Origin of the sequence: Methylosarcina fibrata AML-C10, from assembly GCF_000372865.1 — a bacterium.
GTDB lineage: Bacteria > Pseudomonadota > Gammaproteobacteria > Methylococcales > Methylomonadaceae > Methylosarcina > Methylosarcina fibrata.
The window spans coordinates 4,310,005-4,336,127 of sequence record NZ_KB889965.1; the positions used below are offsets into that span (position 1 = coordinate 4,310,005).

The 26,123-nt window shown below is 56.4% G+C and carries 27 protein-coding genes; 5 read left to right on the plus strand and 22 right to left on the minus strand.

Translation table 11 applies throughout. The features are described 5' to 3' along the window. Positions 1 to 287: 287 nt before the first annotated feature. Positions 288 to 866, plus strand: a complete 579-nt coding sequence (locus A3OW_RS0120225) for a Uma2 family endonuclease (RefSeq protein ID WP_020565281.1) — start codon at positions 288 to 290, stop codon at positions 864 to 866. Between the two features lie 285 nt (positions 867 to 1,151). Here the strand turns inward: A3OW_RS0120225 and hflC are convergent, their stop codons facing one another. The 3 genes from hflC to A3OW_RS0120240 form a co-directional block, all read right to left on the minus strand. Next, the gene (gene hflC, locus A3OW_RS0120230) at positions 1,152 to 2,126 is read right to left on the minus strand and encodes a protease modulator HflC (RefSeq protein ID WP_020565282.1); all 975 of its coding nucleotides are present in this window, start codon (positions 2,124 to 2,126) and stop codon (positions 1,152 to 1,154) included. After that, complete coding sequence (gene hflK, locus A3OW_RS0120235) at positions 2,123 to 3,097, minus strand: FtsH protease activity modulator HflK (protein WP_033412914.1); 975 nt, start codon at positions 3,095 to 3,097, stop codon at positions 2,123 to 2,125. The genes hflC and hflK overlap by 4 nt, the downstream gene beginning before the upstream one ends. A 138-nt stretch (positions 3,098 to 3,235) precedes the next feature. Then, complete coding sequence (locus tag A3OW_RS0120240; protein WP_020565284.1) at positions 3,236 to 4,558, minus strand: ATP-binding protein; 1,323 nt, start codon at positions 4,556 to 4,558, stop codon at positions 3,236 to 3,238. 157 nt (positions 4,559 to 4,715) lie between these two features. Between A3OW_RS0120240 and A3OW_RS0120245 the strand changes: the two genes are divergently transcribed. After that, positions 4,716 to 5,663, plus strand: coding sequence for a PQQ-dependent catabolism-associated beta-propeller protein (locus A3OW_RS0120245; protein ID WP_020565285.1), 948 nt, complete (start codon positions 4,716 to 4,718; stop codon positions 5,661 to 5,663). Between the two features lie 50 nt (positions 5,664 to 5,713). Here the strand turns inward: A3OW_RS0120245 and A3OW_RS0120250 are convergent, their stop codons facing one another. From A3OW_RS0120250 to A3OW_RS0120305, 12 genes are all read right to left on the minus strand, one after another. After that, a complete protein-coding gene (locus tag A3OW_RS0120250) occupies positions 5,714 to 6,238 on the minus strand; it encodes a PepSY domain-containing protein (RefSeq protein WP_020565286.1) in 525 nt (174 codons plus the stop codon). Between the two features lie 38 nt (positions 6,239 to 6,276). Further along, a complete protein-coding gene (locus A3OW_RS0120255) occupies positions 6,277 to 6,834 on the minus strand; it encodes a hypothetical protein (RefSeq protein WP_020565287.1) in 558 nt (185 codons plus the stop codon). A 47-nt stretch (positions 6,835 to 6,881) separates the two neighbouring features. Further along, a complete protein-coding gene (locus A3OW_RS0120260; protein WP_020565288.1) occupies positions 6,882 to 7,844 on the minus strand; it encodes a vWA domain-containing protein in 963 nt (320 codons plus the stop codon). 44 nt (positions 7,845 to 7,888) lie between these two features. After that, the gene (locus A3OW_RS0120265) at positions 7,889 to 8,449 is read right to left on the minus strand and encodes a YfgM family protein (RefSeq protein WP_020565289.1); all 561 of its coding nucleotides are present in this window, start codon (positions 8,447 to 8,449) and stop codon (positions 7,889 to 7,891) included. Further along, positions 8,446 to 9,432 (minus strand): VWA domain-containing protein, encoded by a 987-nt coding sequence (locus A3OW_RS0120270; RefSeq protein ID WP_020565290.1) that lies wholly within the window; start codon positions 9,430 to 9,432, stop codon positions 8,446 to 8,448. Before A3OW_RS0120270 ends, A3OW_RS0120265 begins: the two co-directional genes overlap by 4 nt. Continuing rightward, positions 9,429 to 10,304, minus strand: a complete 876-nt coding sequence (locus A3OW_RS0120275) for a hypothetical protein (protein WP_020565291.1) — start codon at positions 10,302 to 10,304, stop codon at positions 9,429 to 9,431. Before A3OW_RS0120275 ends, A3OW_RS0120270 begins: the two co-directional genes overlap by 4 nt. Beyond that, positions 10,301 to 11,146 (minus strand): DUF58 domain-containing protein, encoded by an 846-nt coding sequence (locus tag A3OW_RS0120280; RefSeq protein WP_020565292.1) that lies wholly within the window; start codon positions 11,144 to 11,146, stop codon positions 10,301 to 10,303. The genes A3OW_RS0120275 and A3OW_RS0120280 overlap by 4 nt, the downstream gene beginning before the upstream one ends. 9 nt (positions 11,147 to 11,155) lie before the next feature. Next, a complete protein-coding gene (locus A3OW_RS0120285) occupies positions 11,156 to 12,175 on the minus strand; it encodes an AAA family ATPase (RefSeq protein WP_020565293.1) in 1,020 nt (339 codons plus the stop codon). Positions 12,176 to 12,392: 217 nt separating this feature from the next. Further along, entirely contained in the window at positions 12,393 to 12,677 is a 285-nt protein-coding gene (locus tag A3OW_RS0120290; protein WP_020565294.1) for a methanol dehydrogenase [cytochrome c] subunit, read from the minus strand. Between the two features lie 13 nt (positions 12,678 to 12,690). Then, entirely contained in the window at positions 12,691 to 13,167 is a 477-nt protein-coding gene (moxG, locus tag A3OW_RS0120295; RefSeq protein WP_051091835.1) for a cytochrome c(L), periplasmic, read from the minus strand. A gap of 24 nt (positions 13,168 to 13,191) precedes the next feature. Then, a complete protein-coding gene (moxJ, locus tag A3OW_RS0120300; RefSeq protein ID WP_033412918.1) occupies positions 13,192 to 14,034 on the minus strand; it encodes a methanol oxidation system protein MoxJ in 843 nt (280 codons plus the stop codon). A gap of 17 nt (positions 14,035 to 14,051) precedes the next feature. Next, positions 14,052 to 15,869, minus strand: coding sequence for a methanol/ethanol family PQQ-dependent dehydrogenase (locus tag A3OW_RS0120305; RefSeq protein ID WP_020565297.1), 1,818 nt, complete (start codon positions 15,867 to 15,869; stop codon positions 14,052 to 14,054). Positions 15,870 to 16,182: 313 nt separating this feature from the next. Between A3OW_RS0120305 and A3OW_RS0120310 the strand changes: the two genes are divergently transcribed. Continuing rightward, entirely contained in the window at positions 16,183 to 16,839 is a 657-nt protein-coding gene (locus tag A3OW_RS0120310) for a response regulator (RefSeq protein ID WP_020565298.1), read from the plus strand. Positions 16,840 to 16,858: 19 nt separating this feature from the next. Here A3OW_RS0120310 and A3OW_RS0120315 read toward each other — a convergent pair whose 3' ends face one another. The 3 genes from A3OW_RS0120315 to A3OW_RS0120325 form a co-directional block, all read right to left on the minus strand. Then, the gene (locus A3OW_RS0120315) at positions 16,859 to 17,389 is read right to left on the minus strand and encodes an SRPBCC family protein (RefSeq protein ID WP_020565299.1); all 531 of its coding nucleotides are present in this window, start codon (positions 17,387 to 17,389) and stop codon (positions 16,859 to 16,861) included. 114 nt (positions 17,390 to 17,503) lie between these two features. Beyond that, positions 17,504 to 18,148, minus strand: coding sequence for a response regulator (locus A3OW_RS0120320; protein WP_020565300.1), 645 nt, complete (start codon positions 18,146 to 18,148; stop codon positions 17,504 to 17,506). A 160-nt stretch (positions 18,149 to 18,308) separates the two neighbouring features. Continuing rightward, positions 18,309 to 20,891, minus strand: a complete 2,583-nt coding sequence (locus A3OW_RS0120325; RefSeq protein WP_020565301.1) for a TonB-dependent receptor domain-containing protein — start codon at positions 20,889 to 20,891, stop codon at positions 18,309 to 18,311. Positions 20,892 to 20,913: 22 nt separating this feature from the next. Between A3OW_RS0120325 and A3OW_RS28035 the strand changes: the two genes are divergently transcribed. Further along, a complete protein-coding gene (locus tag A3OW_RS28035; protein ID WP_157385946.1) occupies positions 20,914 to 21,051 on the plus strand; it encodes a hypothetical protein in 138 nt (45 codons plus the stop codon). Positions 21,052 to 21,080: 29 nt separating this feature from the next. Here A3OW_RS28035 and A3OW_RS0120330 read toward each other — a convergent pair whose 3' ends face one another. Beyond that, a complete protein-coding gene (locus A3OW_RS0120330) occupies positions 21,081 to 21,497 on the minus strand; it encodes a hypothetical protein (RefSeq protein WP_026223765.1) in 417 nt (138 codons plus the stop codon). Between the two features lie 445 nt (positions 21,498 to 21,942). Between A3OW_RS0120330 and A3OW_RS0120335 the strand changes: the two genes are divergently transcribed. Beyond that, entirely contained in the window at positions 21,943 to 22,308 is a 366-nt protein-coding gene (locus A3OW_RS0120335) for a YceK/YidQ family lipoprotein (protein WP_020565303.1), read from the plus strand. On the opposite strand, the gene A3OW_RS26120 is transcribed toward A3OW_RS0120335, so the two are convergent. The 3 genes from A3OW_RS26120 to A3OW_RS0120355 form a co-directional block, all read right to left on the minus strand. Beyond that, on the minus strand, positions 22,309 to 22,488 hold the full coding sequence (locus A3OW_RS26120; protein WP_020565304.1) for a thioredoxin domain-containing protein: 180 nt from the start codon (positions 22,486 to 22,488) through the stop codon (positions 22,309 to 22,311). A 323-nt stretch (positions 22,489 to 22,811) separates the two neighbouring features. Further along, positions 22,812 to 25,067: a TonB-dependent receptor gene (locus A3OW_RS0120350; protein WP_020565306.1), complete on the minus strand. Its 2,256-nt coding sequence runs from the start codon at positions 25,065 to 25,067 to the stop codon at positions 22,812 to 22,814. A gap of 440 nt (positions 25,068 to 25,507) precedes the next feature. After that, positions 25,508 to 25,981, minus strand: a complete 474-nt coding sequence (locus tag A3OW_RS0120355; protein ID WP_020565307.1) for a Crp/Fnr family transcriptional regulator — start codon at positions 25,979 to 25,981, stop codon at positions 25,508 to 25,510. Positions 25,982 to 26,123: the final 142 nt, after the last annotated feature.

Here is a 26,123-nt window from a genome sequence, read left to right on the forward strand (position 1 = left end):
CGCAAACTATGACTGAGCAATCCGATAGACGTTCCAATTGAGAAACCGCCTGACGGCATTATAGGTGTCCCGGGCAATGCTGAAAACCTTTGTCTCGGTTTGCCTGGCATGTTGCCATAAAAATGGAAGGAACAAAGTCCGAACGGTCGGAGTGGCGACTCTCGATAGAGCGTTTTCCCATCACTACACACAGCTCTGCTCTCGATCAAAAGACGCTTGATGGCTTTTCCAATGCAATCGAACGCGTTAAGATGGGCCTACCTAACGAACCCGCTTCGAGACAAATCATGACCAAACCAGCTGAGCGCTACGCTACTTACGAAGATTTGCTTGATCTGCCCGAGCACGTGATCGGTGAAATCATTCACGGTCAACTGATCACCCAGCCCCGGCCGGCGCCGAGACACGCATTGGCCAGTTCCGGCATCGGCATGAAATTCGGCGATCCATATCAATTCGGCCGCGGCGGCCCCGGCGGCTGGTGGATTCTGGACGAGCCGGAACTGCATTTGGGGCCGAACGTCCTGGTTCCCGACCTGGCCGGATGGCGCCGGGAACGCTTGCCGACGTTGCCCGACGAAGCATTTTTCAGTCTCGCGCCGGACTGGATCTGCGAAGTATTATCGCCCGGCACCGCCCGCACCGACCGTGCGGTCAAAATGCCGCTTTACGCCGCCACGCAGGTCAACTGGCTGTGGCTGATCGACCCCGATCTTCGTACTCTGGAAGTTTACTCCTTGTCGGAGAGTCACTGGCTGCTCGAAGCCACCTATAAAGACGACGACCCAGTCCGTGCGGCGCCGTTCGCGGAAGTCATGTTGCGGCTGGATGACTTGTGGGTGCCGCAGGCGCCGGAAGGGACGTGAAAGGATAGGGATCGAGTGATGGAAGGAAAAAAATGTAATGTGCAGAGTCTGACCGCGGCCTTGTTTTGAAGACCGCCAAAAATACGCCGCTTTCCTCATTTCTTCATCCACAACTTTCAAGCCTGATTTGCTCAGCAATACGATAGACGTTCCAATCAAGAAACCGCTTGACGGCATTACAGGTGTCCGAGGCCACGGAGGCCACGCTGAAAACCCTCGTTCCGACTGGCCGGTGCTCATGTTCTGAAAATGGAAGGAGAAGGCTGGACAAGGAAGAGTTGACGCCTAATCGTCCGGAGGCTTTCGCTGAATCCGCTTCAACAACGCATAGAGATCGCTGTCCGTCGACAAGACGATCGTCGAATCGCGATCGATGATTTGGCGGTAGGTCTCCATGCTTTTCAGAAAGCGGAAAAATTCGGCCGCTTCGGGTTTTTGCGTATAGGCTTTGGCGTAAATTTCCGTGGCCTTGGCGTCGGCTTCTCCCCGGATTTCCTGCACGCGCTTATAAGCCATCGATTCGATCTCGTTGATGTCGCGGTCCTTCTTGCCGGAAATTCTTGCGGCTTCGCCTTCTCCTTCGGAGCGGAACCTCTGCGCGATCTGCAAGCGTTCGCTGATCATCCGCTGATAGATGCGTTCCAGCACTTCCTGGTTGTAATTGATGCGTTTGAAGCGGACGTCGAGCAGCTCGATGCCGAATTCGGCCAGCTTCGGAGCGGCGGCCTGGAACACCTGCTTTTCGATCGCCAGCCGGCCGACGCGGATGGGGCGCAGCAAGCCGAGCGTCCCTTCCTCCAGCAGCGCGCCGCTGACGTTTTCATCCGGCAGCGGGATGCGTTCTTTGTCCGAGCGGACGACTTCAATCAGCTCGTGCCGGGCGATCGCGGTGCGGGTTTCGCTGCCCAGGATATCCTCCAGCCGGGATTGGGCGCTGCGTTCGTCCCTGAGCCTCAGGTAATAGCGCATCGGGTCGGTGATGCGCCAGCGTGCGAAGGTGTCGACCTGCACGTAGGTCTTGTCCTTGGTCGACATTTCGACCATCGGTCCGTCCCAGGCCAGATAGCGTTTGTCGAAGCGGTTGACCTGCTGTATCAAAGGCAGCTTGAAGTTCAGGCCGGGCTCGGTGATCGGTTGGCCGACGGGCCGGCCGAACTGCGTGATGATCACCTGTTCGGTCTGATCGACCGTATACGCCGACAAAAAAAGGAGAAGGGCGCTAACGGCGGCAACGAGTAAAAAGCGTCCGGACAGGGTCATTTCGGCGATACCGGCAGGTCGGAGGGAGAGGAGAGGAAGGGCAGAATCTGCTGGACTTTGTCGTCGACGATGATTTGCTGCCTTGCTTGGGGCAGCACCTGGCCCAGCGTTTCCAGATAGATGCGGGTGCGGGTGACGTCGGGCGCCTTGACGTATTGTTCGAGCACCGTGGTAAACGCACGGGCGTCGCCTTCGGCTTCGTTGATCCGTTTGAAGCGGTAGCCTTCGGCCTCGCGAATCTTCTGATCGGCGGCGCCCCGGGCCCTCGGCACGGCCTTGTTATATTCGCCGTTCGCCAGATTGATCAGATTTTCCCGGTCCTGCTGCGCGCGGTTGACTTCATTAAACGAGGGCTGCACCGGGACCGGTGGATTGACGTTCTTTAACTGGACCTGGTTGATCGTGACGCCCAGCCGATAACGCCGCGCCAGCTCCTGCATCCTGGACAGCACGGAATCCTCGATTTCCTGCCGGCCGATGGTAATGATTTCATCGACCGTCCGGTCGCCGACCACTTCCCGCATGACGGCTTCGGAAAGATCGCGCAGGGTTTGGCCGGGCTCGCGCACCTCGAAAAGATAGACTTCGGGCTCGGTAATCCGGTATTGCACGATCCATTCGACCAGGGCCGAATTGAGGTCGCCGGTGACCATCGATTTTTCCAGCGCGGCTTCGGTGCCCGGCTGGTCGGGATTGGTATAGCCCGGCGTGGAGAAGCCGAATTCCAGCTTCTGCTGACGCTGCGTCGGCACGGCGACGACGCTGTCGATGCCGAAAGGAAGTTTGGAATGCAAGCCGGACGGAACTTTATCAATGTACTTGCCGAAGCGGAGCACGATGCCTTCCGATTCGGCCGGAATCGTGAAGAAAGAGGTCCACAGGCCGATCAAAACCAGGAAAACGGTTAAGGCGGCCGCCGGCGAAACAGGCAGGGCGGCTAACCGTTCCGCCAGGGATTTTTCATTCTCCAATGGGCTTTCTCCTTTCATTCAATGCGGCACGGCTCTCCGTTTTTGATGCAGAACGAAAAATGCGGCCGGCTTCTTATGGTTTGATAAGGCAAACATTACACCTTGGCGATTCCGGCAGGCAAGTCTTTTCATGCCGGCTCAAACGATCGGCACTTGCGCGCTGATGAGCATGCCCTGACCCGGCTGTGACCGATAGGTCAGCGTGCCGCCCAGCGTTTTTATTCTTTCCTGCATGCCTCTGAGGCCGAAACCGGCGGAAAACCGGCTCATGTCGCATCCTTTGCCGTCGTCTCTGACCTGGAGCAGCAGCCTCTTTTGCGGATCCGAACGGACGGAGAGAGAGACGTCGGCGCGGCGGGCCTCGGCGTGGCGGACCACGTTGGTCAGACACTCCTGGATGACCCGGAAAAGCTGGATGGAAACGGTGTGATCCAGTTCGTCGACCGCGTCGTCGCAACGAAGAGTCAGCGTCAGGCCGGGGTGGCGTTCCGACCAGTGCGCGACCATGTCCTCGAGCGTCGCTTTCAAGCCCAGTTCGGTCAGGATCAACGGGTGCAGTTGGTGCATCATCGAGCGCACCACGGCGATGAGATGATCGCAGATGCCGATGATGGCGGTGGTGATTTTTTTCGTATCGGCTTTTTCGTGCGCCGCGGTTACCGCCATGACCTTGATCGCGGTGAGCGACTGTCCGAGTTCGTCGTGCAGTTCCTGGGACAGCCGTTGCCGCTCGTCTTCCTGAATCTCCAGCGAATGCAGGGTCAGGGCGCGGTTTTCCCGCTGAGTTTTGTCCAGTTCCCCGGTCATGTGATTGATCGCCCGGGCGATGCGGGCATATTCGTGGGTCGAGAATTCCGGCAGCTTCTGCCGGTAGTCTCCGGTTTCGATGACCTTGAGCGCCTTCACGATCACCGAAATCGCCCGGATCGCCTTGTTGAAAACCACGTGCACGGCCAGAAAAGTAAACAGCATCAGAAAGAAAATGGAGATAAAAAAAGCCATGCTTTCCTGCCAGGCTTCGGTGATTTCATCGAGTGGATTGGCCATGATGACGAGGCTGATCTGTTCTCCGCGCGGGGTGGTGATTCGGTGTTCCGCCATCGGATAGTGCGCTCCGACCAGATTGACGAACCATCGAGGCGGCTTTTCTCTTCCTTCCGCGGCCAGCGCGTCGTGAGTGAAGCGGATGATCTGACCGGACTGTTTTTTCAACTGGATGCTCAAATGCCGGGTTTCCTTGAGCGTATTCAATTGAGCGAACCAATCGGCCTCTTCCGGCGGCGACGTTTTCGACAGTTGGGCGAAACCGAAGGTAATCAATTGCACCGCTAGATGGATCGAGGAATCGATTTCCTTTTCGACGGCATTTCGCGCTTGCCAGATGGCGATCGAGCCGCCCAGGAATAGGATAAAAAGTGAAAAAAATGCGATCCTTATATTCAGTTGAGAGCGTAACGTCATGTATTTTATGGAATTATAATTTATTAAAACGGGGTATTATTAAGGCATGCGATGCCGGCCGCCATAGGAAAATATCTTTTTTTCAGCGTTGATAAAAATCGAGTAATAAAAAATGCTATGTTGCCGGTTTTTTTTAAGCTGGTGATTTATGAAAGTTATGTTAATGGCGGCATTGCTGATCCTCTGCGGCAATGCCTATTCGGAAACGGTTTTTGTCACGCTGGAAAAAGATAATGCCCTGGCGATTGTCGATCCCGAGGCCGGCCAACTGATCAAAACGGTGGCGGTGGGTCAGCGGCCTCGGGGCATCGCGATCAGTAAGGATTTCCGGCAACTCTATGTGGCGGCCAGTGACGACGATACTATCCAGGTGGTGGATATCGACACGATGAAAGTCGTGGGCAACCTGCCGTCCGGCAAGGATCCCGAGACCTTTGCCGTCAACCCTAAAGGCGACTTGCTCTTTGCTTCCAACGAGGATGACGGCCGGGTCACCGCAATCGACATCCAAAAGCAAAAAGCCATCAAGGAAATTCCGGTTGGCGTGGAGCCGGAGGGGATTACGGTCAGCCCCGATGAAAAATGGGTGGCCAGCGCCTCGGAAGCCACCAATATGGTACACTGGATAGACCGCAAGACGTTGGCCGTGGCGGATAATACCCTGGTCGATCCGCGCCCGCGCGCTTTGAGTTTTACGCAGGACAGCAAGCAGCTCTGGGTGACCTCGGAAATGGCCGGAACGGTAACCGTGATTGATGCCGAATCGCGGCAGATAATCAAGAATATAAAATTTGAAATTCCCGGTCTGACCGCCGGCAAAATCCAGCCGGTCGGCGTCGTCATCGATGAAAAGCGGCAATGGGCTTATGTGGCTTTGGGGCCCGCCAACCGGGTGGCGCAAATCAATGCCCAAACGCTGGAACCTGAAAAATATTTTCTGGTGGGACAGCGGGTCTGGAATCTGGCTTTTTCGCCCAAGCAGGACAGGCTTTATACGACCAACGGAGTCAGCAACGATATTTCAATTATCGATCTTGAGCGGATGGAAGTCGCCAAATCGATAGGCGTTGGCCAATACCCTTGGGGGATCGCGGTGAAACCGTAGCGGCGGCGGGGCTCCAGTTCCAGCGCTTTGAGCTGGAACTGGAAATTCCATTATCTTTTTTCGTCGGCTTCCTCGCCGATTTCCCACTCTTCGGTGGATACCTCGATTATTTTGCCGTTGGCCGCGTTCACTTCGACCTTGGTTTCAGTGCCTTTCTCGTTGACGATATCGAACTCATAACTGGCATCGCCGTTGCTTTCGATTTCGTACTCGACTTCCACAATCTTTCCCGGATGGGCTTTAAGGGCAATGGCCGCGGCTTCTTTTTCGGAGATTTTCATGTTTTTCTTGAAAGCCTCGCTATCGGCGCTCTCGGCCTCGCCTTCCGTTTCGGTTATCTTCCCGGTTTCAACGTCGCAGATGAATTCCCATTCGTTGCCTTTGGAATCCTTTATTTCGAATTCATACAGGGATTTGCCGGACCTATTCAGTTTTTCCAGCTTGACCAATTCTCCGGGTTTTTGTTTCTGGATGGCGGCAATGCAAGTTTCAATGCTTTGAGCAGCCGCATAACTCATGGAGGCGGGCACGGCCAGGCCGAGGGCCAGTACGAGCGAAATGGATTTTGTTTTCATGGTGATTTCCTCGGTAAGTGAGCTCTGAAAAAACGATCTTATCCTGCGTCCTCTCCAAAAAATCCGGCTTTTTCTCCCTCGTTGGCCGTGACCTCCGATTTTTTGGAAAGCGGAGTCATTGTATCCGAAATACGGCTCGCTAACATCGCTCCCGACGCCAAAATAAACAGCGGCCAGAAATAATCATCGAAATATCCGATAGAGATTGCTGTCAGGCAGAGAAAGACGCCCATGAAACAGTTTCGCCAGCCCGTATGCAGGCCGTCCAGGTAAATGGTTAACGCCAGTATCAACAGCACGATCAAGCCGGCTTCTTCGTGAAAGATTCTGCCGGTCCTATGGTAGGCGTAAACGACGAGCGCAGCGAACAGCCCGCCCGACCAGTGCAGCGCTTGGCGGACAAGCCCGGCCGGATCTTCGCCGTTGTGCCGGGCTCGGTAATAACCGGGAAGGATAGCCAGGGCGCCGAACAAAACTGTCATGAGCAGCCAGTAATCATGGCTGGCGTCACGATAAGCACGGGCAATCACGATGCCGAGCAGCGACAACGCCAGCCGTACGATAAAAAGATGATGATTCGATTGCAGTCTGTGCATGGTCGTAATGTCTTCTCAAGAAAAGGGAAACGGTGGCATCGGCTGGACTAGCGGAGCCTACGAATGAACTTGCCAGGATTAGGCAGGTACACGGCGCTCAGCAGCATTAACGCCGCCAAGGCGGCTTGCCAGCGGACATCGGTCCGTACACTTTTGAGCGTGGCGAGTTCGGGCGCTTGCAAAGCCGTTTGCAGGCTGCGTAAATCCGTCAGGCGGGCGTAGTCCAGGCCGGCTTCGCCGGCGAGCTTCTGTAAATAGGCTTCATGGAGCACCGCCAGATGTTCCCGGCCCGTGGCTTTTTGACTGCCGAAAGGCGCGTTGCGGGCATCGTATCCTTCGATTTTTGAGGGATCGAGATTCGACCGGCCGAAGGTGGAGCGGTGGGGCACGTCGTCTTCGGAATAAACGCCGATTTGTTCGCCGTTCGCGTTGAATTTCGGGATCGGTACGGGTTGCAAACCGCCCGCTCCGATAATCAAGCCTTTCATTCGGGATTTCAATTCGGAAAAATCGGGCTGATAAGCCGGGTTAACCGGAGGCGCTTCCTGGCCGTCGGTAATGAAGACCAGCGTGCTTCCGCCATTTTTCAGCATCTCCAACGTGCTCATCAGTCCCTTGGCAATGTTGCTGTCGGCCGCCCAGGCCATGCGCCAGTCAATGTTATCGAGGGAAGATTCGATTTCGGCATACGAGGAACAGACTTCCAATGGCTCGAAGAGCAGGGTCGAGCGCCTTTCGGTGAACAGGCCCAAGCCCACCCTGGATTGGCAGGGCAGTTTGGCGATCAATTCGCCCAAAGTTTTTTTGACATATTCCAGACGGCTGACTTCATAGCCATCCAGGCGGTAATCGGCCGCGTTCATGCTGCGGGTAATATCGATGATAAAAGTGAAGTTATAGACCGGCTGCCGCTTGACCGCCTCCGGACGCGCGAACAGGGCCAGCATGGCCGCCAGCGCCAGGAGCAAACACCACAATCGATAATCCTTAAAGGCAAGACGGTATTTCATAGGATTCATTTCGATGCGCGATTAAAAGTTGGGACTGGATGCATTTAGGGCAGGCCGCGCGGAAATCCCGGAACCGTGGTCCATAACTGCGCTTGTTGGCGGCTTGGAGCTTCCTCCGGAAGAGTAACGCTGTCCATTTCCGGCAGCAGGCGCATCGCGACTTCGAGATTGTATTTGGCATCCCAATTGCGGCTGTCCAAGGCCAAGGCCTGGCGGTACGCCTGTTTCGCCAGTCCGGTCAGCGGCAGCGCTTCGTTGACGTTGGCCGCTTCGACTTGGCGCACGGCTTGCTCCAGATACAGGTTGCCGAGGTTGTAGCGAATTTGCGCTTGAAACCGGCGATCGCCTTTGTCCATGATCAGGCTAAGAGTGGATAAAGCCTCGTCGTAGCGGTGTTTTTGTTTTAAAAACAGGGCGCGCGCCAGGCGCAATTCGGGATGGCCGGTAATGACTTCGTTCAACTCGGCTTCCTTGCCGGAGAGCAATTGACGGATCCGTTCGTTTTCCCGATGGATACCGTAAAGAGCAAGAGCGTGATAAAGGGCGGCGGACAGGCCGGCTATCAGGCCGCCCCAGAGCAGGGCGTGACGGAGGGGTCGTATCATGAGAGGTCCCTGACTTCGCAGAATTTGGCTGCCGAAAGAATAAAAATCAATACGGCGGATAACAGATAACACCCATCGGACAAGTCCTGCCTGGGCATGCGTTCCAGATAATGGAGAGGCAGGTTTTCCAGACGGCTGATGTCGTCGATGGCTTCCTTCAGCGCATTCGGGCTTTCGGCTTCATAAGCCTTGTAGGCATTGCCCAGACCGGAAAAAAACTTGTGCAGATAGAGTTCCGGCATGGCCTGGGCGTTGTCGTCCCGAGGATCTGACGGTTTTTCGAAGATTCCTGGGCTGTTGGCCGTTCTGAGAAATATCCAGTACAGGCGGACATTTTGCTGCTTGAACCATTCGCGCAATTTTTGTTCGCTGTCGGGCTCGATGGCGGCCGCTCCGTCGGAGACTAGCAGCACGATGCGCGAGCCGGTGGCCGGTTGGTTTTGAAAAAAAGACAAGGCCATGCCCAAGCCCTTGCCGACATGGGTGTAAGCCAGCGCCGGAGTAGCGGTCGCGGCAATGGCTGCCTGCACCGCATGCCTGTTTTCGGTGAGAGGAATCACGAACAGAGGCGCGGTGCTGTATTCGGCCACCCCGATCAAGTCGGTCTTGCGCTGGGCGACGAAATCGGCCAACAAGCGCCGCGCCGCCGCCGACTTCGATTCTTCCGTGCCGTTCGGAGCGCGCCCGGCGAAGCTGTCGTCCATGCTGTTGCTGCGGTCCAGGAGTATCACGATATGGGCGCCATGGCCGATGCGTTCGATGCTTTGTTCGGTTCGGTGCAGCCCGGCCATGCCCAATACCAGCCCTATAATCGCGGCCATTGCGATCAGCCGCAATGACACCGATACGGCGGTTGAAACAGGATCGGGCGGCAGCATCGATAGATAGGCATTCGGCGTCAGGCGCATGCCTTGGCGGACCAAAGGCAGAAGCGCCAAAGCAAGGCCCGCCAGCGACCAGGGCGAATCGACCGCCAGATTCATTGGCCGCCCCGTTCGATTTGCCGGCACCGCTCGCACAGATTTTTCAACCTTTCCAGATCGTAATCGATGACCGTCAAACCGCCGCTGAAGAAATAGCGGTTGGAATAGTTGAAAAACCATGCCAGCTCCGGGTCCAGACGGCGATACTCGGGATGGCGCCGGTAAAACCGAGGCAATTGATTATGAAACAGGGGTTGTTTGTTGAGACGGTTCAGGGCCTGATGAACGATGCGCAGGGCCTGCTCCATGTCGGCCCTGGTCAACTTTTTCAGTTCGCGCAGCGCCCGTTTGAACACATTGCGCCGTGCCAGTTTGGGAAAGCAGCCGTACAGATAGCCAAGATAAAGCCCGATCGACAGAGCGGCCAACAGACTGAGGCCCAGGCCATAGAGGTTCCGGTCGTTCGGCAACAAGGAAGGAGCGGCATCGGGGCGCATGTATTCGCCTTGTTCCCCCTTGCGCACGGCCAGTTCCCGTAACGGCGATACGGTAAAAGACCAGGGCGGCACGGCCTGGCTCAAGGTCTCTCCGCCTTGCGTAAAGAGCACGTTGAAGCCGGGAACAGTCAACATTTTGACTTCGAGCGGAGCGTAAAACACCTGATAGCGTAAATCGATCTCGTAATGCCGTCCGGTCTTGGTGACGCGGGCCTCGTTCAGGTTCAGCCAGCGGTTTAGAGCGCCTTTAACCGGCAGGCTGCCGGGCTGCAAGACCATGTCTTCGCGTGTTTCCAGAATGATGCGCTGAGGAATTTCGTCTCCGAGGACATAGCCGAAGGGCCTTGGGGTTTCTACCTTGAAATAACTGACGGGATCCGGAGCCGGGCCGGAGCATCCGCTCAGAAGAAACAAGGGGATCAACAGGCGTTTCATGCCGTCCTCTGCTGTAAATAACGATTGATCGATTGGGTCGTGTAATTTTCGGCGATGAACAAAGGCTCTTTGCCGAAGGATCTGAAACAGCGCCGCAACTCGTGTTGCCGCTGCCGGTAGCGGTCGATTATTTTCCGGCGCAGCGCCGGCCGCATCAGCAAGGTACGGCGGGCATGGTTTTCCATGTCCTGAAACGAGATCAGGCCCCAGTCGGGAAGGCGGGTGTGTTCTTCTTGGTCCCAGAGCACCAATGGAATGACGTCATGGAGCTGTAGCGTGGCGAGCACTGCGCGGAGCTGTTGGAGAGGGAAATGGCAGTCCGACAGCAAAAATACCAGCGAACGGCTTGAAGGCAAATAGGCCGAGGCTTGCAGAAGCCCTTCGGCGGCGCCGACGAAACGGCTCGCCTCCAGTTGCTCGGCCAGCGCCGTCACCGGTCCTAATTGTTGGCAGGAAGGGATGAGCCATGGCCGGATGACATTGCCTTCGCAACCGATAAAGCCGAAGCGGTCGCCGTAGCTAAAGGCGGAATGGGCCGCCGTCAATAAAAACCGGATGAGCGCGGGTTTTTTGGAGGCATGGCTCATCGATGCCGACAGGTCCGCGATCAAATAGACGTTCACCGTGCTCGGTTGCTGATAGACGCGGACCCGATAGCCGGAAAAGGGGTCCAGGACAGTGGCTCGCAAATCGATGCGCCTTGGATCGGGGCTGGCCACCAGCGGCTCGTGGCGCTTGAACAAATGCCCGGCCCCTATCATCTGGCCCGGATGGGCGCCCGGATGGACTGAAACGGTTTGCCAAGGTAAACGGTAGAGCAGCAAAGGTTCGTTCATTTTCATAGGGCCCGGTCAGGGCGCTGCGATCCGGTTCAGGATGCCGTTTACCAGTTCCGGCATCAGTTGTTCCTTTCGGTAGGCATACATCGGATTCAAAAAGAGCCGATGCGCCATGCACGAATAAAATACCGCCTGCACGTCCTCCGGCAGGACATGGTCGCGGCCTTGAAGCCAGGCGTGCGTCCTGGCGATGCGGATCAGATAGCTCATGCCCCTGGGACTGGCGCCGGCGGTCAGCAATTGCTCCATTTCGACCTCCGCGAGCCGGATGCCGTAGTGCTGCGGCTGGCGGGTCGCTTTCCACAGGGTCAGGGCATAGTCGTGCAGTTTCCGGGTGGTTTGAATCGTTTGTTGCAGCGTTTGCGCAAAGTCGTTCAATTGATAGTAGGCGATGCCGGTATTTTGCATGCTGCCGATCAACCGGTCAGTATCGTGAAAACGGGGGTCGAACATGAGTTCGTGCAGGACGGTATCTTCTGCCGGCGTATCGATGCTGATTTCCAGCATGAAGCGGTCCCTGGCCGCCGCCGGCAGCTCGAAGGTTTCTTCTTTTTCGACCCGGTTGCGGTCGGCGAAGACCTGAATGTGCGGCAGCGGATAATCGCGGTTGAAAGCGGTGATGCTGCGCTCCGCCATTGCCCGCAGCAGCAGCGAGTGAACCTGCGGTCGGGCGCGGTTGATTTCGTTGAAGAAAAAAGTGGACAGTTTTTCGCCCTGTTTCAATAAAGGGCCCGGTTCGACACTGGGGCGGCCGTTATGATCGATGTAGGTATAGTAAATCAAATCGGCCGGCATCAGGTCGATGGTGCCTTCCATGCGTTGATAATCGCCGCCCAGGCCTTGAGCGACGGCCCGGAGCAGGGTGGTTTTGCCGACGCCGACGTTGCCTTCCAGCAGCACGTGGCCGCGGGAAAATACCGCCAGCACGATTTTTCTGACGGCGGCCTGCTGGCCGATGACGATTCGGTTGATTTGTTGTTCGAACTGTAACGCGCTATCGCGCCAGTTGCTGAGATAGAGATCGGTAGCCATGGGGTTTATAAAAAAATCTCCGGCTGGAGAGAGCCGGAGATATGAGGTGTCATTAGTCAAATTACACAAACTTGAAATCGAATCGTATGCCCGCAAAGCGGCTATTCACGAGTAGCCTTCCGAACATAGGTCTAGCATTCGATTCCGGGAGAATGCACGGATATCCTTCCGTTCGCATGGCGAGGAAACAGGCGGAATATCCGTGCCGAAGAAACCGCTAGTTGATTTCTTCTACGTCATAAACAAACTTGCCGGTTTTACTCAAATGTTCCCAGCGTTTTTGATTGCGGGCTTCCATTTCGAGAATCGATTGGGCTTGTTTATTCAGTTCGTTGGGATCGTGTTTCGGGTCGTACTTGCTTCCCGCCACCGTATCCGGATAACCCGGTTTGGCTTCCCAGCAGACACCGGGTTCCTTGCAGTTCTGGCCGTCATAGGCGCTTGCCGGAAGAGCCATCGCCGCGATCGTTAAACCTATGCTCAGGGATATGATTTTGTTCATAAAGGTATCCTCGTTATTTTTTCAACCATTTGGCTTTTTGCGGATCGCCGGTGTAGATGTCGCGTATCCAGGCCATAATCAAAAGCATTTCGTCGGTATTCAAGTTGACGTACTGCGGCCCCATCATGCCGTTGGCGCCGCCGAACAAGAGTTCGAACAAGCCCTTGTCGGTCGCGTTGGCAGGGTAGGTCCAGTAGTCGTCGGCGAGCCCCGGGCCGAGTTTTCCTTCGGCATTATGGCCGTGGCAGCCGGAGCAGGCGGTCATGAAAAGGTCGTGCCCTTTCTGGATGGCCTCTTTGTCGCCGTTGTAGGGGTTGCGTCCGTCCTGAACGAATTGCTTGAATGCCGGCGTATCGCCGCCTTTCTTGGCGACGCTCATGTCCAACTGTTCGCCGGTAATGGCGTGGTGGAACGTGATATCCGCCAGGGCGGACAAGCTTAGCAATCCAAGACCGACAGCTGTTGTGGTTATCAGTTTTTTCTTGTTCATCTTAAACCTAATGTTGATGTTCGATTATTCGTCATTCTCTGGTTCATCCACGAGAGGAATGCCTTCTTCTTCAAGCAAATCGGTGATTTCGCCGGAGTAATCCTCGATGACCCGGTTCAATTGAGCCAGAAGAGCCGGATCATCCTTGCGCACGCCAATGGAGGTGCTGTAGTGGTGGCCGACTTTTTGTCCGTCGGCGCGCACGTTATTGTCGGGAATGAGCGTCATCACCAACGGCGTCGGCGATTGATTGACGTAACGTGCGGCGGCAGGCCCCCACAGCGCCGCCAGTTCGGCATGGCCCGAGGCCACTTCCGAAACCAGCTTGGACGGTTCGTACTTGACGTACTGGTTGCGCCGGGATTTAAATCCGACCAGTTCCTGGGAATAATTGAACATATCGTTGTAGCGGCCGATGGCGCGCATCATGACTTCCGCCGGAGTTCCCGGTACGAAAGCGATGCGATTTGCCTTCCGCAAAACTTCACTGTCCCAATTTTCCAGGTCGAGATCGGCGTCTTCTCTAGAAACGAAAACATAGCCTGAACGGTAATAGGATTTCGTTGTTAATACCCGGGGATCGTCCTTGTCGACGCCCATCGTGATATCGCACAGTCCCTTGTCCAGAAAATCCCGAATGTAATAGCGGGGGTCCTGCCAGAAAACATATTCGATTTTCCTGTTCAACGCCTTGCCGATCAGTTGCGCCAGTTTGTTTTCAAAGCCTTCTTCTTTTTGATTGGAATAAGGCATTTCGTCCGCGGCGGCGCATACTTTGAGCGTATCGTTCACACTGGCCTCGCTGCCGCCGGAAAACCAGCCGGCTCCCAGCAACGCGGCCGTTATCACTAACTTGTTCGCTTGCATGTTCCTCTCGCCCATGATTATCCGTTACCCAGTGCGAAGACCATCACGCCGCCGCCTTGCTGGGTATAGTGAGCCAATTCCTTGAAGGCTCCCACGGCGCCCAGGCCCGCGGTCGGATCCTGCAAGTCGAACACCAGGCCGACGCCGGGCCAGCCGCCCACGCCGTAATAGATTGCGACGTATTGCTTGCCGTTATGTCCGTAAGTGATCGGATGGCCGATCACGCCGGAAGGCAGTTTGAATTTCCACAGTTCCTTGCCGTCCCTCGAATCCAGCGCCTTGATGTAACCGTCGAGCGTGCCGTAAAACACCAGATCGCCGGCCGTGGCCAGAGTGCCGCCCCAGACGGCAAATTTTTCCGGGATTTCCCATTCGAATTTGCCGGTCACCGAGTTCATGGCCTTGACTTGTCCGAGAGTCCCCTTGGGACCCGGATACATGTTTAACGTCGCGCCGACAAAGAACTGGCCGGCCCGGTAGGGCAGCATGAAAGGTTCCCAGTCCATGCAGATGTGGTTGACGCCCATGAAGAACAGGTTTTTTTCAGGATCGTAGGACTCGATGCCCTGGTTGTGGTAGCCCATGGCCGAAGGGCAGATGCCTTTGGCTTCGTGGTCCATGTGAGTGGAATATTCCGGATCGCGGATCGGCTGGCCGGTTTTCAAATCGACTTTCTTGACCCAGTTGACGGTGTCGTCGATTTTGAAGGCATTGACCAGATCGCCGTTCTCGCGGTTAAGCGTGTAGACGATGCCGTTGCGGTCGGGGTGGGTCAGCAGTTTGGTCATTTTGCCGTTCACCATCTGTTCGGACAGGCCCATGTAGTTGACCCCGGCGTAGTCCCACTCGTCGTGAGGCGTTTTCTGATAGCCGAATTTGGCTTCGCCGGTATTGATGTCGCGACCCCAGATGGTCATGGTCCATTTATTGTCGCCGGGGCGCATGGTCTCGTTCCACGGCGCCGGATTGCCGGAACCGTAATACAGCATCTCCAGATCGGGATCGAAGGCGTACCAGCCCCAGTTCGTGCCGCCGCCGATTTTCCAGGCGTCTCCTTCCCAGGTTTTCAGACCCAGACCGAATTGCCCGTAATGGGGGTTGGCTTGATTGAAATCCTTGGCCAGTTTGATGTCCTCGTCGGGACCGGTCGCATAAACGCGCCAGGCCTGTTTGCCGTCCTTGATGTTGTAAGCGGTCGCGTAGCCTCGAACGCCGAGTTCGGCGCCGGAAGAGCCGACAATGACCAGATCTTTGGCCACGAAAGGCGCCACGGTCAACGTGGAGCCCATGGCAATGTCGGAATTCTCCATTTTCCAGAGTAGCTCGCCCGTCTTGGCGTTTAACGCGACGACGTGTCCGTCCAGTTGATTGAGGAATATGGTGGCCGGATAGTCGGCGCCGGCGGGCGCATAAGCCAATCCCCGGTTGACGACGTCGCAGCAGGCCACGGCGCGGGCAGCCGGATTTTGTTTGGGTTTGTATTGCCACAGGATTTTGTCGGGATGGTCCAGATCGATGGCAAACACGTTGTTCGGGTAGGGCGTGTGCACGTACATGATGCCGTCCACCACCAAAGGCCCCCCTTCATGGCCGTTGAGCACGCCGGTCGAGAACGACCAAACCGGCTGAAGATGGTGAACGTTATGCGAGTTGATTTGGGTCATTTTGCTGAAGTGACTGGCTTTGTAGTCTTTGGTCTGCATGACCCAGTTGGTGTCTTGTTCCGATAGCCTGTCCAGTTCTTTGTTGGCCTGCGCAGGCAGGGAGACGGACAATAAGGCGCCGCCATAGATTGCTGATAAGACAGCCGTGCGGGTAAGTTTGGAAATCCGCATAGTTATTCCTCATGGTTTATGAATTTTTCTTGTGTCGGGCAGAGTCCTGCGTATTGATAGCCAATTCCGTGTCTGGCTTTCTTGACCGCAGCATATAGGGGGGGCGCTACAAGACGCAGGTCTCTGCCCGGATAATGTTAATGGAGGGGCGTAAAGAATCGTTACGGAAGAAACCCGGAAATCATCGGGAAAAAATCTTGAAACCAGCCGAGAAATTGTCTTGTCCGCAGGCGACCGCCAAAATAGGAAAATCTCCCATAGGCTTGCTCTGCTTAAACCGGCATTATTTTAGATTTAACCGGGGAGTCGGCGAGTGTCGGGAAAAATAAGCGTTTTATTGGTGGACGATCATGCCGTGGTCAGGGCAGGCTATAAAACCTATTTGGCTCTGTCCAACCGGATCGAGCAGATTTACGAGGCCGACCGTGGGGAAACTGCCTGCCAGCTTTATACTCAACATCTTCCGGATTTGGTGGTGATGGATTTGTCGATGCCGGGCATCGGCGGTTTTGAGACCATCCGAAGGCTGCTCGTCCGCGATCCTTCCTGTAAAATCCTGGTCTTCAGCATTCATAACGAACTGGTGTACGTCACTCGCGCCCTCAAAGCCGGCGCCAAAGGTTACATTACCAAAAGCAGCGTTCCGGAAACGCTGATGACGGCAGTTTGTAAAATCTCTCAGGGCGGAACTTACGTGGAGCCGGAGCTGGCTCAGCAACTGGCGGTTTCCCTGGCCATGGATCAGGACGAGTCGGAAAAAATCAAGCAGTTGTCGCCCAGAGAGTTTGACGTTTTCTGCCTCCTGGCGAACGGCTATACCGTTCGGAAAGCGGCCGAAAAGCTCTGTCTCAGCTACAAGACAGTGTGCAATCACGGCACGGCGATCAAGGAAAAACTGGGTGTGGAAACTCTGACCGAATTGACCTTGCTGGCGAGCCGGCAAGGTCTTATTAACGTGAATCAAGAATAGGCCGGGATTATTTGACCTGTTATTGTTCCAGTTTCTGCTTTAGACCCGCGAGTCCATTCTTGAAAAATTGGGTCATCGCTTTCACCGCGGCTTCATCGTTCAGATTTTCCGGCGGCGTATTGCCGGTATCGCCCCGGTAATAGCGGCTTTTCAGCGTCACTACGCTATGGCCGGCGTTGTCTCCGGGCTTGACCTGGAGTTCTATCGAATAGGAACTTGCCGGAAAAGCCTTCACGTTCTCGGTTTTCAGGCGATAGCTGTACTCGTGCTGCCGATCGTTGTAATAGTCGAGCTCTTCCACCAGTTGACCGTCATTCTGCAAAGTAATGGTGCGGGTTCCGCCCGATTCGTGCTTACCGTCGCCCAGGCTGGCCTTCACGTCCGGATGCCAGGCCGAAATAGCGTCGAATTGCTTGACCGCATTCCAGACCGTATCGACCGACGCGTTGACGGTAATGCTTTCTTTGGCTTTCTGAGGAGTTGGCCCGTGCGCGAAAGATGCCGGGGGAAACAGGAAAATACCGAGTAGAGATAATGGAATCCGCTTCATGGTTATAATTGCCTCGAACAAAAAGCGTCATTATCGTGAATTGGATTGCAGGAGTATCGGGTCAATTTCCCGATTGGCTCAGGGAAAATTTCAATATTTGCGTGGCTTGCCGGTTTATTTCTCCAACATCCCCAGCACCATCGCGATATGAGCCAGTTCGGCGGCCGTGGACACCTTGAGTTTGCCGCGGATCTGGGTGCCGTAATTGGCGACGGTTTTATAGCCGAGGCAGAGCTCGTCGGCCACTCTGTGTGCAGTCAGTCCTTTGGCCAGCAGCAGGAACACGTCGAATTCCCTGGCGGACAGGGAATCGATCAGAGAGCGGTAATCGATCTCCTGGGCGGCCGTGGGCGGGGTGATTTTCAAGCCTTGTTCGATGTAACGGCCGCCTTGGGCGATCCGCTGAATGGCTTCGACCAGGATGCCGGGGGCGCTGTTCTTGGTGATGTAGCCTTTCGCTCCGGCGTTGAGGGCGCGGTCGACGTAGACCATTTCATTGTGAACGCTGAACACCAGGATTTTGGCCTGGTCGTCGCGATAGCAAATGCGCCGGATGCATTCGAGCCCGCCGATGCCCGGCATCGACAAGTCGAGCACCACCACGTCCGGCTGCTTTTCCAGATACAATTGACAAGCCTGTTCGCCCCGTTCGGCTTCGGCTACGACCTCGACGTGTTCCGCCGTTGCCAGCAGCATGCGAAACCCCGCCCGCACGACCGCATGGTCATCGACTAATAAAATTTTTATTTGTTCTTTCATTGCTTGAAATCGAAGAGATGGGTTCTCGGCCGGAAAGAGGGCGGCCTGCCCGGTTCGCTGCTACAAAATGAATCCGATTGTATCATTTTAAGTCCGCGCTCCGGACTTTCTTCGGACGAATCGCTCCCTGTCATAAGAGTCCGTCGTTCCGGCAGGCTCGTCAGTATTGCGCCGTTAGCGTCAATCGGAAACTGACGGGTTCGACCGGGTGAAAATGAATGTCGTTGATCCCGTCACCCGCCTCGCCCGGAAGACGGGAGGCGTAATAGTAGTCGATCGCGCTGTCTTTTCGATTCAGCAAGTTGAAGAGTTCGGCCTGAACCGTCCAGACCTTGTCGAAGCGGTAGCCCAGCATTGCCGAGACCAGGAGGGTCGGGTCGGACCGCACGCTGTTGTCTTCCGTTAATGAGCGCGGGCCGAAGTAACGCAGGCGGGGGCCGCCGAAAAAGCCGCCATACAGGTCATGAACCGTGGCGCCGGCGGCGATCACCGATCCGACGGAGCCCGGGATGAAATCACCGGTAGGATCCTCGCCTCGAAAACGCGCTTTGGAGAAACTGAAGTCCGCGTCGAAAGTCAGCCAGTCGGCGGGTGAATAGTAGTTTGCCCATTCGACGCCGTAGCGCCGGCTGGGACGGCTGACTTCGGTGGTGCCGGCGTCGCCGACGAACAGCAGTTCCGAGTCGATGTCCAGCCACCAGAGAGCCAGCGTGCTTTGCCAGCCTTTGAACCGGGTCGTGCGCATCCCGATTTCCGCGCCGTAAGTTCGCACGAGCGGTGCGGCCGGCGCCGCGCTTTCTTTCGATTTGGGATCGATACGGGTATTGACGCCGCGCGCATCGTTGCTGTGGAAACCGAGTCCGCCGTTCAGATAAAATTCGGTTTGAGCCCACGGTCCGAGAGCCAGGCCGAATTTCGGGCTGATCAGGCCGTCGGTGCGATCGCCGTTATTGGCGGAGATATTGCTGTTCTCAACTTCAAAACGGTAGCCGTCGAAACGTACGCCGAGGCGGGTGCGCAGCCAGTCGTTCCAGCGGGTTGTGTTTTCGGCGTAGGGACTGATGCTGCCGACGTCCACTTCATCTTGCCGCACGATATCGTAGGCTTGCCGGGCCTGGGTAAGAAGAAGGGCGTTGCGGATGCGGTCGTGACGGATTTGCAGGCCCAGGGTGCTTTCGGATTCCGCGCCGCCGATGCGATGAAAAAGAGTATGGCTGGCCTTGAGCCCTGAAGTCCAGCGCCGGTCGGGCTGGGCAAACTGGTCGCCCTGCACCGGATGGTCGAGGAAATAAGTAAAATTCGAAAACAAATTCAGTTTGGAATAAAGACCGTACGCCATCACCCGGGTTTCGCCTCCGTCGGTCGACCGGTGCCATTCGCCGGTCAGGCTGTAGCGCTGGCTGTCGCCGCCGTCGCTGGGGTCGAGCGTGCCGAAACGGCCGATCAGGCCCGAAGCCGCCGCGCGTTTCGGAATCTGGTCGGTCGAATTCCAGTCGGCCTGATACGCCATCGCGGTCAGGCTCCAGCCCGAACGGCCCTGTTCCTTGCCGTAGCGCAGGACGCCGTTGAATTTGAGGTAGTCGTTGCCGACGGTCCAGGGTCCGTCGTTGTGCACCGTTTCGCCGGCGTAGAGCAGCCGGCCGCCGCCGAGGGCATGCGACCCTGCGATCAGCCCCCGGTAGTAATCGAAGCTGCCGCCGGTGAATTTCGCCAGGTTGCGCGGAAGGTCCTTAAAGTAACGGACGTCGGCCGAACCGGTGCTGGAAAAGTCGCCGTTCTCGGCGTAATAATTGCCTTTCTGGTAGCGAATGGTCCGGATCAGTTCGGGAATGAGGAAATTGGTGTCGGTCCAGCCCTGCCCGTGGGCATGGGAAAGCTGGTTGATGGGAACGCCGTCGATCTCGGTCAGAAAATCGGTGCCGTGGTCCAGATTGAAGCCGCGCAAATAATATTGGTTGGCTTTGCCTTCGCCGCTGTGCTGGGAAGCGATCAGGCCAGGCACGGTTTCGAGCACTTCGCCGGGCCGACTGATCGGGCGGTATTTTAATTGTTTCTGGCCGACGTTGCCTTGCGAGGCGCTGTCGGCAATGCCGAGCTGGGAGTCGGCGCGTTCGGTGACCGTGACTTCCGGAAGCGCTTCCGGTTTCGTATCCGGAGTCTGACCGTTGCCGGCATTCTTGGGGGAAGTCATCGGCTCCTGTGCGAGGGCGCCGCTGCCGATCAGAAAAGCCGCGCCGAACAACGCAAGGCGCATCGCCAGGATGCCTGCACCGTGCAGCAGCAGGGTGGCCGTGATGAAGCCCAGCGCAAAGGACAGCAGGCTGACCGAAGGATGCATCTCCTGGCCGTGGGCAAAGCCGTGAAAGAAGCCGAAAAAGACGACGAGGAACAGGCTGAAGGCGGTCCGGAAACGGATGTTGCCGATCACGATCGTGCCGAAGACGGCGACGGACAGTAGAATCATCGGTTCGGCGCCGGGGACGGAGAGGCCGCCTGCTCCGGCGAAGCCTCCGAGGCTCATCATGCCGACGAACGCGAGAGGAAGCCGCCAGACGGCGTGCCCCCGGCATTGCGCCGCCCACGCGCCGACCGCCAGCATGGTCAGAAGATGATCCCAGCCGTGCAGAGGATGGTAAAACCCGTCCAGCCAGCCGTTCGTTGCGGCGACGGCCGAATGGGCATGGGCAAGGGAGGGTGCACTCGACAGAGCGAGAAGCGGCAGGCAGCGCAAACGGAACGTCATTCAAGTCTCCAGGAGTTCGAGGATGCCTCAATGGATCCTCGGAAATACTCGCCACGGCCCTGCCGCCGCGTTAAGCCGCCCGCCGGAGGCGTGTCGGGATGAAGCGGTGACGGCAGCGGATAGCGTGGAAGCGTTTTTGCTCTCGTGCGCAGGAGCGTGAATTCATTCGCTCTGTCCGGACTGCCCCGGTCAGTCATCTTCCCGTTCGGTGTCTTGCCGCTCTTCCGGTTCCGTGCTCTCGGGTTTGAACAGCTCGGCGGCCAATTCTATTTGATCCTTGAATTGAGGCAGCTCGGGAATTTCCCAGGCCTTTCCGGTGATGCGGGAGAGCAGATTATTCAGCCAGAGCCGGTTCGATTGGGCCTGGTGTATGATCAATTGATGGGAGTTCTCGTCGCTGACGATGGCAAAATCATTCAGCCAAACCTCGATCGGCTCTTCTTCGCCCGCCAGCGTGGCCTTGACATAGGCCTGACGCGTGTCGATATCGAAGCTAAAATCGGACAATTCCGCAATGCCTTTAAGAATGATGTTGGCCACCCAGATGACGATGATGTCCGGAGCCAATTTGATCGCCATTTTTACTAGACTGGATTTCAAGCTCATGATTGTCTCTCATTCATTGGTAAGGTAAGTGGGTAATTTTAACCATTTTTCGGTTAGCCGATAAGCGCAGCCGGAAAATTCTCTATTTCCCGTTCGAGCGTTCGTGAATGGCAATCGGCGCGCCGCCGGGGCCGGCAAGATCAGGCTGTCCAGCCGGCTTCGCAGGGCTTTCGGTAACGTCGGGCCAGTCCGCTTCCTTTCGAACCTCCGGTTCAAAACTACAAATTTATGATGACATAAACCGATTTTTCACCGATTATATCGAACCGAGAGCGGCGCGGGCCGGTCTCATGGAAACGAACACCCGGCTTGAGCCGAAGCGACCGCAAGCCGTCTTCGCAGAGAGCCGTTGCTTGCCGAGTTCGGCGCCCAGCTTTCATGGCAGCCGGCAAGCCGGAGTTCTCTCTTTAAGAGCGATACTTCTATTGATCGGAAGGAAAGGGCGATGAAATTCAATATTCAAAGATGGGCTGTAGTTATTCTTGCGAGTAGTCTTGCGGTCGGCTGCTCGAGCATACGCGCCAGAACGGAAGAACGCGACGCGAATCAATGGACGGTCTATCCCGGCGTGCGCCTGGACGTCGCCGAAATGGGCAAGCTGACCGGCGGCGAGCCCCTGCCGTCCTCCGGCGCGAACTCGTCGGGACCGGGATGGGTAAAAGGTATGATCGGTACGATCCTGGTTTTCGACCTGCCTTTTTCCGGCGTTTTCGATACGTTGGTCATTCCTTACGATCTGTACCGCATTTACCATCCGGAGGATTTCGGCGACGCCGACAGCGGCTCCGGGGACTCCTCCCGATACCGTTAATCAAACCGGCCCCCAGGTTTTTATCGGAGTGGCAAATCCCGCTCCCCGGTAGATTTTTAAAATCGGCTCCCGGGCGCGGCAGGTCGGACGCCAGTCGGCGTGAACCCAAACCAGAGCCGGAGCGCCTTGCTGCTGTAAACGGTCGAAAGCCGCCCGGATAAAAGCCCCCTCGGAAGCCACGGCGTTGCCGGCCGACAGCTACAGTCAAATCAGGAAACCGAAAAATGGAATCAAAGCGTCGGCATCTGCTTGTCAATCAACCATTCTTGAAAAAGATCCGCATGCAACGCCGATAAACCGGCAGGACAGGGAATACTCCACTCTAAAAATTCATTTCAACAAAGCCCCGAGCTGACGGTGGCTACAAGGTTCATGCCGTGATTGGGATATGATTCCGAGCCGATCCCATGCCGGGCGCGTCGATTCGTCCGGACGCCGCAGACCGGACACGCGAACCGAAAAGGCTCCGGCCCGCAACGGGATCGAGCCGGATGTTTTCCGGATCATTCGAATCTGACGCGGATGCCGGCCCAGCCGGAAATCGGAGCGCCCGGCCCCAGAAAGGCTTCGGGGGAGCCGTTCTTGAAAAAATTCCGGTTCACGACGCCGTAGCTTTCGTAATTCGCGTCAAATACGTTGCGCGCCATTGCAAACAGTTCGACGTTTTGAGTCACCGCATAGCGCGTGTTCAAATTCACGATCGCGTATTCGTTGACCTTGGCGTACTGGTTATTATCGTCGCCTCGCAGATATTGACTGGAAACGTATTGCAGGTCGCCGCCGAAAAACCAGCCCTTCAGGATTTCGTATTCGGCGCCGAATTTGACGGTCTGCTGCGGAATGCCCGGAATTCGATCGCCGGGCTTGACGTTGACCGATCCCACCGCGTTGTTGAGGGTTTCCGCGGTTCGGTAGGTGGCATCGACGAAACTGTAATTCAGAAACCAGTTCAGCTTTTTCCAGACGCCGTTCAGACCGAGTTCGCCGCCTTGCCGTTGGGTCACGCCGACGTTCTGAAAATAACCGGCGACCACGCTGCCGGGGGCGTTGATGAACAAAATGTCGTTGTTCAGCCGAGATCGGTACAAGGCCATTCGCCATTGCAGAGCGTCGCCGAATTTGCCGCGCAGGCCGGCTTCGAAGGTTTTCGACACGACCGGTTTCAAGGGCGGATCGGCGGTAAAACTGTTCGGCAGCGAGCAGGGGGCGTTGGGGTCGGCGCAGGTCAGTTCGATCGGCGTCGGCGCGCGGAAGCCTTCGTTGTAATTGCCGTAAAAGGTCAGTTCCTTTAACGGCGTTTTGAAACCGAGCGCCTTCAACGGATTCAAGGTGAAGCCGGCCGATGGGTTGAGCCGGTCGAAGGTATGGTTGCCGTTTAATTCGGTGCCGATATTGTCGCGCAACACGACATTGGCCTGATTCCAGCCCGCCGAGGCGTTCAGGTGCAGCCAGGGGAGAACCGAGAAGGTGTCGGTTGCGAACGCGTTGACGTATTCGTTCTCGCCGTTGACGTTCACTTCGGTATCGAACGGCGCCGTGCCTATCGTCGCGTGGGACGGGCTGAAGATCGCGTCCTGGCCCGCCTGGGTAAAATGGGTCCGGCTCGCGTTGTAGCCGCTGCCGAGCGTGAACTGATTGTCGCGAGCGAAGATCGGCTGCGTCGAAGTGGCTTGCACATTGATGCCGGCGCCGTCCTGCACGATGCGGTTGGCGATGTTCGAAGCCGGCGCGACGGCATTTCCCGAGCCGTCCGCGCATTCGGTCAAATTGATCAAGGTCTCGCAGGTTTCATCGATATTGCCGGTGTTGCTGTTCACCGAATCGGTCGTGTTGCCCCGGTAATAGGCATTTCCGGCCAGGCTCAGAGTCTTGCTGAACTGGTGTTTGCCTTTCAGATTGAAAAAATACAGGGTATTTTCGGTCGTGTCGGGCGCGGTATAGATGGCTTCGCGGTTGACGGCGAGATCGCTCGTCGGCACCGGGCCGACCCCGTTCAACTTGTTGTCGGCAAACGTGAAACTCAGGTCGAGGTCGGTATTTTCGTTTTCCCAGCCGACCTTGCCGAAAGCCTGGTGCAAAGCGCTGTGCGTGAAAGGCCGCCAGCCGTCGTCTTCGAAAATGTTGCCGGCAAAAAACCAGTCGAAATTGCCTTCATAGCCGCCATGCTCCGCCTCGAACGCCTTGCGTCCGAACGAGCCGCCGTACGCCTGGGCGCGGCTGCCGGCATGGCTGAAGCCGCTCTTGGTGCGCACCGACAGGGCGCCGCCCAGGGTATTCAGTCCGAACAGCGGATTGGAGCCGGGGATCAGGTCGATGTTGGCGATCGCATTCTGCGGTATCAAATCCCAATTGACCGTATCGCCGAACGCTTCGTTGACGCGTACGCCGTCCTGATACACCGACATGCCGATCGGCGTGCCAAGCAAGGGCGACACGTTATAGCCGCGGTAGGTGATGTCCGGCTGAAAAGGGTTGTTCTGATTGTCGTTGATGTTGACGCCGGCCAGATTCCGCCGCATGAAATCGGATAAATCGAGCGCTTCATGGCGGTGAATGTCTTCGTCTTCGGCCGATTGCACGTTTCCCGACACTTTCTCGCGCGCCAAGCCGGTGGCGCCGAGAGGCGTGTCGCTGACCACTTCGACTTCGGGGAGTTCGAAGGCGTCGAGTTTGGTGGATTCATTTTCAGCGGCTTGCGCCAAGGGAAGCAGTAACGAGAGAATCGGAAAGATACAGTGCTTTTTTCTCGAATGAACCATGACAATACTAAAAAATGCTTATTATTTCATGGTTCATGGCCGGATAGGAATGGAATCGGGGAAAATTCCTTTTTTGGTTTTGCTGGACGTGCCTTCGATAAATCAGCCGGGATGGCGGACCGCTGCGCGTCCGTCAACAAACGTCGAGCAAGACGGACTCGACAAAAAGCGAGCCCGGAAAAATCGGCGTCTGGCCGGTGCCGAAGAACGCTCTCGGACAGGGCTTTGCGATCGACGGCCGACAAGTTTTCCCATCGCTTACGCCGAGCGCAAAAAAGGCCGCTGCCGACGGACGGATAGCCGGATACGGCGTACCTTACGCCGATTCCTGTCAAAGACCTGCCGGGTTTTTAAAACCCGGCAGGTCTACGTTAGCCATGGGGAAGTTATTTTTGACCGTATTTCGAGTCGCCTAAGTGGGCCTTTGCGAACAACTCGTACTAAGCAAATCCGGCCGGATTCCATTCGTCCATCATCTTCCGGCGCGCCGCTTCGAGACGCGTCGACATCAATCCGGCAAACTTTTTTAGAAGCTCGTAGCCCAGTTTCGGCTCCTGCTCGCACCGCGCCAGTACGTCAGGCCCAGCGAACTGAAGTAAATCCGAGTCCTCTTCGGCCTTGGCTTGAAAATTCCATTGATAGGGCGGTATCAACCACGACCAGCCCAAGACCTGGTTTTTGCTCAGAGTCTGGATTTCCAGGTTCGGGCCTATTATCGCCGGTATTTGTACGGAGACGCGTCCATTGAGGATCACGTAGAACTTGTCCGCATTTTCGCCTTGCCGAAACAGGATTTGTCCTTTTTTGATGCGGCACGTGTTCGAACATTCGGACAGCAATTCCAGAACGTCGTCACCGAGGTCGGAGAAAAACTCGTGAGCCGACAGATACTCAATAATGGATGGATTACTCATTGTTTGCCTCTATCATGACAATGGACGGGACGGTATTATGGCTTCTCAGGCCAAATTCGTACAGGGACATTGCCGGAGGAACGGATAATCAGGAACTACCGGTCAACTTCCAAGTCTTTTTTATTAGAGTCTCTTCCCGTCA